Annotated in this window: 9 protein-coding genes; 3 read left to right on the forward strand and 6 right to left on the reverse strand. The window is 69.3% G+C overall.

Going from position 1 to position 8,629, the window contains the following annotated elements:
• The first annotated feature begins 132 nt into the window (after window positions 1-132).
• Window positions 133-678, forward strand: coding sequence for a YdeI family protein (locus ACFWPJ_RS17225; RefSeq protein WP_378852419.1), 546 nt, complete (start codon window positions 133-135; stop codon window positions 676-678).
• Between the two features lie 177 nt (window positions 679-855).
• Here ACFWPJ_RS17225 and ACFWPJ_RS17230 read toward each other — a convergent pair whose 3' ends face one another.
• Genes ACFWPJ_RS17230 through ACFWPJ_RS17255 form a run of 6 tightly spaced genes read right to left on the reverse strand, consistent with a single transcriptional unit; the run spans window position 856 to window position 6,708 of the window.
• On the reverse strand, window positions 856-1,344 hold the full coding sequence (locus tag ACFWPJ_RS17230; RefSeq protein ID WP_378852420.1) for a GNAT family N-acetyltransferase: 489 nt from the start codon (window positions 1,342-1,344) through the stop codon (window positions 856-858).
• Between the two features lie 14 nt (window positions 1,345-1,358).
• Complete coding sequence (dmpG, locus tag ACFWPJ_RS17235; RefSeq protein WP_378852422.1) at window positions 1,359-2,414, reverse strand: 4-hydroxy-2-oxovalerate aldolase; 1,056 nt, start codon at window positions 2,412-2,414, stop codon at window positions 1,359-1,361.
• A gap of 12 nt (window positions 2,415-2,426) precedes the next feature.
• Window positions 2,427-3,332, reverse strand: coding sequence for an acetaldehyde dehydrogenase (acetylating) (locus ACFWPJ_RS17240; protein ID WP_378852424.1), 906 nt, complete (start codon window positions 3,330-3,332; stop codon window positions 2,427-2,429).
• Between the two features lie 24 nt (window positions 3,333-3,356).
• Window positions 3,357-4,142 (reverse strand): 2-keto-4-pentenoate hydratase, encoded by a 786-nt coding sequence (locus tag ACFWPJ_RS17245; RefSeq protein WP_378852426.1) that lies wholly within the window; start codon window positions 4,140-4,142, stop codon window positions 3,357-3,359.
• The gene (locus tag ACFWPJ_RS17250) at window positions 4,136-5,638 is read right to left on the reverse strand and encodes an MDR family MFS transporter (RefSeq protein WP_378852428.1); all 1,503 of its coding nucleotides are present in this window, start codon (window positions 5,636-5,638) and stop codon (window positions 4,136-4,138) included. Before ACFWPJ_RS17250 ends, ACFWPJ_RS17245 begins: the two co-directional genes overlap by 7 nt.
• A gap of 14 nt (window positions 5,639-5,652) precedes the next feature.
• Complete coding sequence (locus ACFWPJ_RS17255) at window positions 5,653-6,708, reverse strand: 2Fe-2S iron-sulfur cluster-binding protein (RefSeq protein WP_378852430.1); 1,056 nt, start codon at window positions 6,706-6,708, stop codon at window positions 5,653-5,655.
• Between the two features lie 190 nt (window positions 6,709-6,898).
• Between ACFWPJ_RS17255 and ACFWPJ_RS17260 the strand changes: the two genes are divergently transcribed.
• Together ACFWPJ_RS17260 and ACFWPJ_RS17265 are read left to right on the forward strand one after the other, a co-directional pair.
• Window positions 6,899-7,696, forward strand: a complete 798-nt coding sequence (locus tag ACFWPJ_RS17260) for a mycofactocin-coupled SDR family oxidoreductase (protein WP_378852432.1) — start codon at window positions 6,899-6,901, stop codon at window positions 7,694-7,696.
• 1 nt (window position 7,697) lies between these two features.
• The gene (locus ACFWPJ_RS17265) at window positions 7,698-8,525 is read left to right on the forward strand and encodes a mycofactocin-coupled SDR family oxidoreductase (RefSeq protein WP_378852434.1); all 828 of its coding nucleotides are present in this window, start codon (window positions 7,698-7,700) and stop codon (window positions 8,523-8,525) included.
• Window positions 8,526-8,629 lie beyond the last annotated feature (104 nt).

The following is an 8,629-nucleotide window of genomic DNA, read 5'->3' on the forward strand; positions in this document are numbered from 1 at the left end:
ATTTTCCCCCCCACACCACCCCTCCCCGTGTGGTTTGTTGTCCCGGGTTGGGGGCCCCCCAAACTGGGCGCGGCCGCGATCGGTTTTTTAAGTGCTCATTCGGTGAGCACTTTGCGGCGGATCATGGTTCGTATGAACATCGACTACATCACCTGCGCCGAGGCGAGCGACTGGGAATCGTGGCTGGCCACCCATCACGACACCGCGGGTGAGGTCTGGGTGCGGATCGCCAAGAAGGGTGCGCTTTCGCCGTCGGTGACGATCACCGAAACCTTGGATGGTGCTTTGTGTTACGGCTGGATCGATAGTCATCGCCGGGGGCTCGATGCCCACCACTACCTGCAGCGATACTCCCCGCGGCGGGCGCGCAGCCCGTGGTCGCAGGTCAATGTCGCCAAGGCCGAGGCGCTCATCGCGGCCGGGCGGATGCGGTCCGCCGGGTATGCGGTGATCGAAGAAGCCGTGGCCGACGGGCGCTGGGCGGGTGCCTACGAGCGTCAGCGCACCGCCGAGACTCCCGCCGACCTCGTCGCCGCGCTTGCCGCCGCGCCTGAAGCCCGCGCCGCCTACGCAGCCCTCGGCCGCTCCGACCAGTACCGGCTGTTCCTGCCCATCCTCAAGGCCACCTCCCCGGCCGAACGGGCGACCCGGGTTGCGCAGGTTGTCAGCGCCTTGTGACATCGAATTCGTGCTGCTCGCATCGTGCGGGGTCCACCACCGGGCCGGCCGGCCACGTAGCCGACCACCAGCTGGCCGAAATCCGAGGACACTCGCCTCGGACCAGTCCGCGGACAGGATCGGGACCCACTCGCACATGAGCACAGGTGCGCGATGGGCTGCTCCGAATCCGCCGGGTCAGACCTCCTTGACGAGCAGCGCGCGGGTGTAGAGCAGGGAAAACCCTCGGCCCTGAGCATTCTGTTGCGACTTCGATCCGGGCTGAGTGGTGATCACCGCGAGGTCGCAACCCGCTGCCGCCGCCTCGGTCAGGCGAGCGGACAGGAGGGCTGTCTGGACGCCCCGCCTGCGGTGGGCGGGCAGCGTCGCGGCACCCGCGAGAGCCGCGATACCACCATCGGCGCGCATGCTCGCACCACCGGCCGGTTCCCCCTCGCGATAGGCGATGTAGCGACGGGTGTCATTGGCGGAAGCCATGTCTCGCATCACCTCGGCAATGGCCTCACGAGGAAACTCCTCATGCGACGGGCTCCCATCGTCATCCGGATGAGCGAACCCGTCGACAACGACATCGAGCCAGACATCCATCTCATCCCCCTCGTCCCGCCGTACCTCGATCTGCTCCGGCCCCACCCAGGTCCGCCCACCCAACTCGACCCCGAGCACATTCTCGAACCCCCTCAACCGATACCGGTGGCGGAGGCTTCGCGCTGGAGTTCGAGGGCGATGTCGATGAGTTGGTCTTCCTGGCCGCCGACGAGTTTGCGCTTGCCTGCGCGGACGAGCATTTCGGCGGCGGAGACGCCGTAGCGTTCGGCTTGGCGTTCGGCGTGGCGGAGGAAGCTGGAGTAGACGCCCGCGTAGCCCATCATGAGGGCTTGGCGGTCGAGGAGGCATTCCGACGGCATGGCCGGGCGGACGACGTCCTCGGCGGCGTCGGTGACGGCGAAGAAGTCGACGCCGGTCTTGATGCCGAGCTTGTCGCAGACGCCGATGAAGGCTTCGACCGGCAGGTTGCCCGCGCCCGCGCCGAAGCGGCGAGCCGAGCCGTCGATCTGGGTGGCGCCCGCGCGCACGGCGTAGACCGAGTTCGCCACGGCGAGGCCGAGGTTCTCGTGGCCGTGGAAGCCCACCTGGGCGTCGTCACCGAGTTCGGCGACCAGGGCAGAGACGCGGTCCGACACCTGCTCGAGGACGAGGGCGCCCGCGGAGTCGACGACGTAGACGCACTGGCAGCCCGCGTCGGCCATGATGCGGGCCTGCTTGGCCAGGTTCTCCGGCGTGGTGGAGTGGGCCATCATCAGGAATCCGACGGTCTCGAGGCCGAGATCGCGGGCGTAGCCGAAGTGCTGGATGGAGACGTCTGCTTCGGTGCAGTGTGTGGCGATCCGGCAGATGGACGCGCCGTTGTCCTGGGAGATCTTGATGTCTTCCTTGATGCCGACGCCGGGCAGCATGAGGAAGGCGATCTTGGCCTGCTTGGCGGTTTCCGCGGCGGCTTTGATCAGTTCCTGCTCAGGGGTTTTGGAGAAACCGTAGTTGAACGAGGACCCGGCCAGGCCGTCACCGTGGGTGACCTCGATGACCGGGACACCGGACGCGTCGAGCGCGCCGACGATGTCACGAACCTCGGTCACGGTGAACTGGTGGCGCTTGTGATGCGAGCCGTCACGCAGCGAAGTATCGGTGACGCGCACATCGAATTCGCCCGAGAAGGGCCGCAGGATGTTGTTCATGGTCGAATCTCCTTACACCCGAGCCGAGAGGATCTGATCGGCCAGCACATCGCCGACCTTGGTGGCCGCGGCCGTCATGATGTCGAGGTTGCCCGCGTACGGCGGCAGGAAATCGCCCGCGCCTTCGACCTCGACGAAGATCGACACCTTCGCCATGCCACCGGAGATCACCGACGGGTCGTCGAACTGCGGATCGTTGAGCAGCCGGTAGCCGGGCACGTACTCCTGAATGGACTTCTCCATCCGGAAGATCGACTCGGAGATGGCGTCGCGATCGGCGTCCTCGGGGATGGCGCAGAAGATGGTGTCGCGCATGATCATCGGCGGCTCGGCCGGGTTCAGGATGATGATGGCCTTGCCCCGCTGCGCGCCGCCGATGGTCTCGACACCCTTGGAGGTGGTCTTGGTGAACTCGTCGATGTTCGCGCGAGTGCCCGGTCCGGCCGATACCGAGGACACCGACGCCACGATCTCGGCGTAGGCGACGGGCACGACGCGCGACACGGCCGCCACCATGGGAATCGTGGCCTGACCACCACAGGTGATCATGTTGACGTTCGCCGCGTCGCGCAGCGAGTCCAGGTTCACCGGGGGGATCACGGCCGGGCCGACCGCGGCCGGGGTGAGGTCGACGGCGCGGATGCCGGCGGCTTCGTACTTCGGCGCGTACGCGCGGTGGACATAGGCGGAGGTGGCCTCGAACAGCAGATCCGGCTTCTCCTCGAGGGCGAGCAGCCAGTCCGCGCCCTCGGCGGAGGTTTCCAGACCCAGCCCGCGCGCCCGCTCGAGCCCCTCCGAATCCGGGTCGATGCCGATCATCCAGCGCGGCTCGATCTTGTCCGAGCGCAGCAGCTTGTACAGCAGATCGGTGCTGATGTTGCCGGACCCCACGATCGCGGCGGTGACTTTGCTGGTCACGGTGTACTCCTTGGGAAGTCTGGTTCAGCTGAAACGCAAACGGACGGAACCGAGTCCGGTGAACTCGGCGAGGAACTCGTCACCGGGGCGGGCGTCGATGGCGCGGGTGCAGGAACCGGGCAGCACGATGTCGCCCTTCTTCAACCGCACCCCGAAGGTCGCGACCTTGCGCGCCAGCCACGCGACCGCGATCACCGGATCACCGAGCACCGCGTCGCTTCGGCCCTCGGCGATGACCTCGCCGTTTCGGGTGAGCACGGCGTCGATGGCCTTGATGTCGATGTCGCCGGGCGCGACGCGCTGCTTGCCGAGCACGAAACCGGCCGAGGAGGCGTTGTCGGAGATGGTGTCGGCCAGGCCGATCTTCCAGTCGGTGATGCGCGAGTCGATGAGTTCGATCGAGGGCGCGTAGGCGACGGTCGCGGCCAGCACGTCGGCCTCGGTGCAGTCCTCACCGGGCAGGTCGGCGCCGAGCACGAACCCGACCTCGACCTCCACGCGCGGCAGCAGGTACTTGGCGGTGTCGACGGGAACGTCCTCGAAGACCTCCATCTCGGCGAGCAGGTGACCGTAGTCGGGCTCGTCGACGCCCATCATCTCCTGCATCGCCTTCGACGACAGCCCTACCTTGTGGCCGACGATCTTCCCGCCGTCATCCAGCTTGCGCCGGATATTGAGGAGCTGGATCTCATACGCGTCGACGACGTCGATGCCCGGATACCGGTCGGCGATGGGGGACACGGCCACCCGATCCTGCTCCGCCCGCGCCAGTTCGGCGGCGAGCTCGGCGCGCATGCTGGTTGTCAGCATCCTGGCTCCCTCTTCTCGTCTGGTGATGCCACCCCATGCTCATACTCGAGACGGCGCAACGGGCCTGGCCTTCCCGCTGGATGGGCAGGAAATTGCGCGGCCCGGCCGGGAATCGCCGCGCACGCCGCCACCAGCACCACGGTCATCGCCGCGATGGTCGCGAACACCAGCTGCACGGCGGCCGACAACGTCTGCGGCGACGGCGCCTCCACGCCACCGAGTCGCGCGTTGACGATCGCACCGAACACGGCGACCCCCACCGCGCTGCCCAGTGACCGCGCGAACATGTTCGCCGAGGTGACGACACCGCGCTCGGTCCACTCCGCGCTGGTCTGTGCCGCGATGAGCGTTGGTGTCGCCACCAAGCCCATGCCGGCGCCGACCACGAAACACGAGACGGCGACCTGCCACAGGGCCGAGTTCTCGTCGAGCAGCAGGGTCGTCGCCGCACCGATCGCCGCGACGGAGCTGCCGAGCACCGCGCAGGTGCGGAACCCGTAGCGCAGGTACACCTTTCCCGCCCTGGCCGCGGCCAACGGCCAGCCGAGGGTGAGCGCACCGGTGACGACCCCGGCGACCAGCGCGCTGGAGCCGAGCACACCCTGATTGAACATCGGCACATAGGTCGTGAACCCGAACAGCAGTGCCCCGCCCAGCATGGCGGCGACACTGCTCGCGATCACCACCCGCCGGGTGAACACCCACAGCGGCAGAATCGGTCGCACGGCCCGCGATTCCACCACCACGAACAGCGTGAGCGACAGTGCGGCGCAGGCGAAGACGGCCAGACCGGCCGGAGAACCCCAGGCCCAGGCGCGGCCACCTTCGAGCAGGCCGAGGACCAGCGCGCCCGCGCCGAGCGTGAGCAGCACGGCGCCCGCGTAGTCGACGCTGCGGTGCCGCCGTGGCACGGACTCGTGGAAGTTGCGCACCAGCATCCAGGCGGCGAGTACGGCCAGCGGCAGATTGGCCAGGAAGATCCACCGCCAGCCGAAGTAGTCGGCACAGAGGCCGCCGAGCAGCGGCCCCGTGACCGACGCCACCGCCCACACCCCGGCCAGATAGCCCTGGACCGTGGCGCGTTCGGCCAGCGTGTACAGATCACCCGCGATGACCATGGTCGTCGGCTGGATCGCACCGGCGCCGATGCCCTGCACGGCGCGGAACACGATCAGCGCGAGCATGCTGCCTGCCAGCCCGCACAGCAGCGAGCCGAGCGCGAACACCGCGATCCCGAACAGCATCACCGGCTTACGGCCGAAGGTGTCGGCGAGCGCGCCGTAGATCGGCACCGTCACCGCCTGGGCGAGCAGATAGCTCGTGAACAGCCAGGGGAACAGCGCGAAGTCGCCGAGGTTGTCGGTGATCGACAGCACCGCGGTCGCCAGGATCGTCGAATCGAGCGCGACGAGTCCGGTGGCGAGCATCAGCGAGGCGAGCACGGGGCCACGGTCCGAGCCGAACCCGACCTCGGATCGGGCGGTATCGGTTGCCACAGAACACCTCTCGGTCAGAAGCGGATGCGGACCTTGTCCGTGCACGGACGGGCCTGGCAGGCCAGGGCGTAGCCCGCGTCGATATCCTCCTGATCGAGGATCGCGGCGTTGGTCATGGCGACCTCGCCGTCGACGACGGTGCACGCGCACGAACCGCATTCGCCTTCGCGGCAGGAGTAGGGGACGTCGAGGCCGTCGGCCAGCATGACGTCGACGAGGGTGCGCGAGCGCGGCCAGCTCAGCGCGTGCACGGTGCCGTCGAGCTCCACCTCGACGTGGGCGGCGTCCTCGGTGTCGGCGGGATCGATCGGCTCCGGCTCGGCGAACGGATCACCCGACAGCGAGACGAACACCTCGGTGGTGACGCGCTCGCGCGGCCACCCGGCCCCGGCCAGCGCCTCGGTCACCGCCGACATGAACGGGCCCGGCCCGCACACGAACGACTCGTAGGTCGCGTACGGCGCGGCGAACTCCGCCAGCTGGGCGGTGCTCGGCAGGCCCTGCAGCGATTCGAGCCAGTGCACCACGCTCACCCGGCCCGGATGCCGGGCGGCGAGCTCGCGCAAGGCCCCGGCGAAGATGACCGACTCCTGCTCGCGATTGGCGTAGAACAGCACCACCCGGCCCGAGCCGCGGGCCAGGGCGGACCGCAGGATCGACATCACCGGGGTGATGCCGCTGCCCGCCGCCCACAGCAGCAGATCGGTGTCGAGGGACGCCGGGGTGAAGGTGCCCAGCGGGGGCAGCACGTCGAGGGTGTCGCCGACGGAGATGTTGTCGCACAGCCAGTTCGAGCCGTAGCCGCCGGGCGTGCGCTTGACCGTTACCTGCGGCGCTTCACCGGTGAACGGTGAGCTCGCCAGCGAATAGCAGCGCGCGACGGGCCCGGTCTGCTCGCTCGGGATGCGCAGCGTGAGGAACTGGCCGGGCCGGTAGGCGAACCGGTCGGCGACGTGGTCGGGCACGTCGAACACGAGCGTGCGCGCGTCCGCGGTCTCCTCGATCACGGCCGCCACGCGCAGCGTCACCACCCGCGAGCCGCGGGATACGTCGACAGTCGCCCTCGTCACTGGTGTCCTCCTCGATCACAGAGCCGGTGTGCGGGCTACCGTCGCAGCTCCGCGGGGTCCCGTGGCCGGTGGCTCCCGGTGGACGGGAGATCGCCGCGCATTGCCCACTGACCGGGAAGACCAGGTCGGACGCGCCGGGCGGCGACCCTAGCGTCGGCGTCGTGGACACTCGACCTGCCGGGGGCGCCCGATGAACCGCATGCAGAACACCGTCGCGCTGGTGACCGGCGCGGCCGGCGGGATGGGCCGCGCCCATTGCCGCCGCCTGGCCGAGGAAGGCGCCGACATCATCGCCCTCGACATCGAGCCGGCGGCCGCCGAACTGGCGCAGACCGCGGCGGAGGTCGAGGCCACGGGCCGCCTGTGCGTGACCGCGGTGGCCGATGTGCGCGACCAGGCTTCGCTGGACGTGGCCGTCGCCGACGGGGTCGCCGCGCTGGGCCGCCTCGATGTGATCGTGGCCAACGCCGGGATCTACAGTGACCTCGGCCTGTCCTGGGAGCTGTCGGACGATGCCTGGCAGCGCACTATGGATATCAATCTCACCGGCATGTGGCACACGGTGCGCGCCGGTGTCCCGGCGCTGAGCGACGGCGGCTCGATCGTGATCGTCAGCTCCACCAACGGCATCACCGGCGCCGCCACCGCCTCGCATTATTCGGCGAGCAAGCACGCCGTGGTCGGGCTCGCCCGCACCCTGGCCAACGAACTCGGCCCGCGCGGAATCCGCGTCAACACGGTGCATCCCGGCTCGGTGGCGACGCCGATGATCCTCAACGACGCGGTCTACGCCAAACTCCGGCCCGACCTGCCGAACCCGACCCAGCAGGACGCGGCCGAGGCGCTGGCCGCCCGCACGCTGCTGCCGGTGCCGTGGGTCGACCCGGTCGACATCAGCAATGCCGTGCTCTTCCTCGCATCCGACGAGTCCCGTTACGTGACGGGAACCCAGCTCGTGGTGGATGCCGGACTGACTCAGAAGGTGTGACATGGGACGGGTTTCGGGCAAGATCGCCCTCATCACCGGCGCCGCGCGCGGCATCGGCCGCGCCCAGGCGATCCGGCTGGCCGAGGAGGGCGCCGACATCATCGCGGTCGACATCTGCGGACCGGTCGAGACTGTCGTGTCGCCCGGCGCGACCCACGACGACCTCGCCGAGACCGTGCGCGCCGTCGAGGCGACGGGCGCACGGATCGTCGCCGCGACCGTCGACGTCCGCGACGGCGCGGCACTGCGCGGCGCCGTCGACGCCGGTGTCGCGGAACTGGGCGGCCTCGACATCGTCTGCGCCACCGCCGGAATCAGCTCCAGCGGTGGCGCGCTCGACCTCACCGAGCAGCAGTGGCAGACCATGATCGACGTCAACCTGACCGGCGTGTGGCAGACCTGCAAGGCCGCCACCCCGCACCTGATCAGCCGTGGCGGTGGCGCGATGATCCTGACCAGCTCGATCGCGGGACTGCGCGGACTTGTCGGCGTCGCGCACTACACCGCCGCCAAACACGGGGTGGTCGGGTTGATGCGCTCACTCGCCAAAGAGCTCGCCCCGCATCATGTCCGGGTGAACTCGGTCCATCCGACCAATGTCGACACCCCGATGATCCAGAACGACATGGTGCGCAAGGTGTTCCGGCCCGACCGTGAACATCCCACCCGCGAGGAATTCGCGGAGGCGGCCGTGTCGATGAACATGCTCCCGATCCCGTGGGTCGAACCGGTCGACATCGCCAACGCCGCCCTGTTCCTCGCCTCCGACGAGGGCCGCTACATCACCGCGGTGACGCTGCCCATCGACGCGGGCAGCACCCAGCGCTAGCGCGGCGACGACGCGGGGGCTGGCGAGGGCGGGCGGCCCCGCGGGGGGGGGGGCGGCGGGGCGGGCCCCCCCCGGCGCCGGGGACCGCGACCGTGAGGTGGGCC

This window comes from Nocardia sp. NPDC058497 (assembly GCF_042720195.1).
GTDB lineage: Bacteria > Actinomycetota > Actinomycetes > Mycobacteriales > Mycobacteriaceae > Nocardia.

Excerpts from the sequence above, each read along its gene's own strand:
- ACFWPJ_RS17260 (WP_378852432.1), top strand. The coding sequence starts at position 6,899 with ATGAACCGCATGCAGAACACCGTCGCGCTGGTGACCGGCGCGGCCGGC.
- ACFWPJ_RS17245 (WP_378852426.1), bottom strand. The coding sequence starts at position 4,142 with ATGCTGACAACCAGCATGCGCGCCGAGCTCGCCGCCGAACTGGCGCGG.
- ACFWPJ_RS17225 (WP_378852419.1), top strand. The coding sequence starts at position 133 with ATGAACATCGACTACATCACCTGCGCCGAGGCGAGCGACTGGGAATCG.
- dmpG (WP_378852422.1), bottom strand. The coding sequence starts at position 2,414 with ATGAACAACATCCTGCGGCCCTTCTCGGGCGAATTCGATGTGCGCGTC.
- ACFWPJ_RS17265 (WP_378852434.1), top strand. The coding sequence starts at position 7,698 with ATGGGACGGGTTTCGGGCAAGATCGCCCTCATCACCGGCGCCGCGCGC.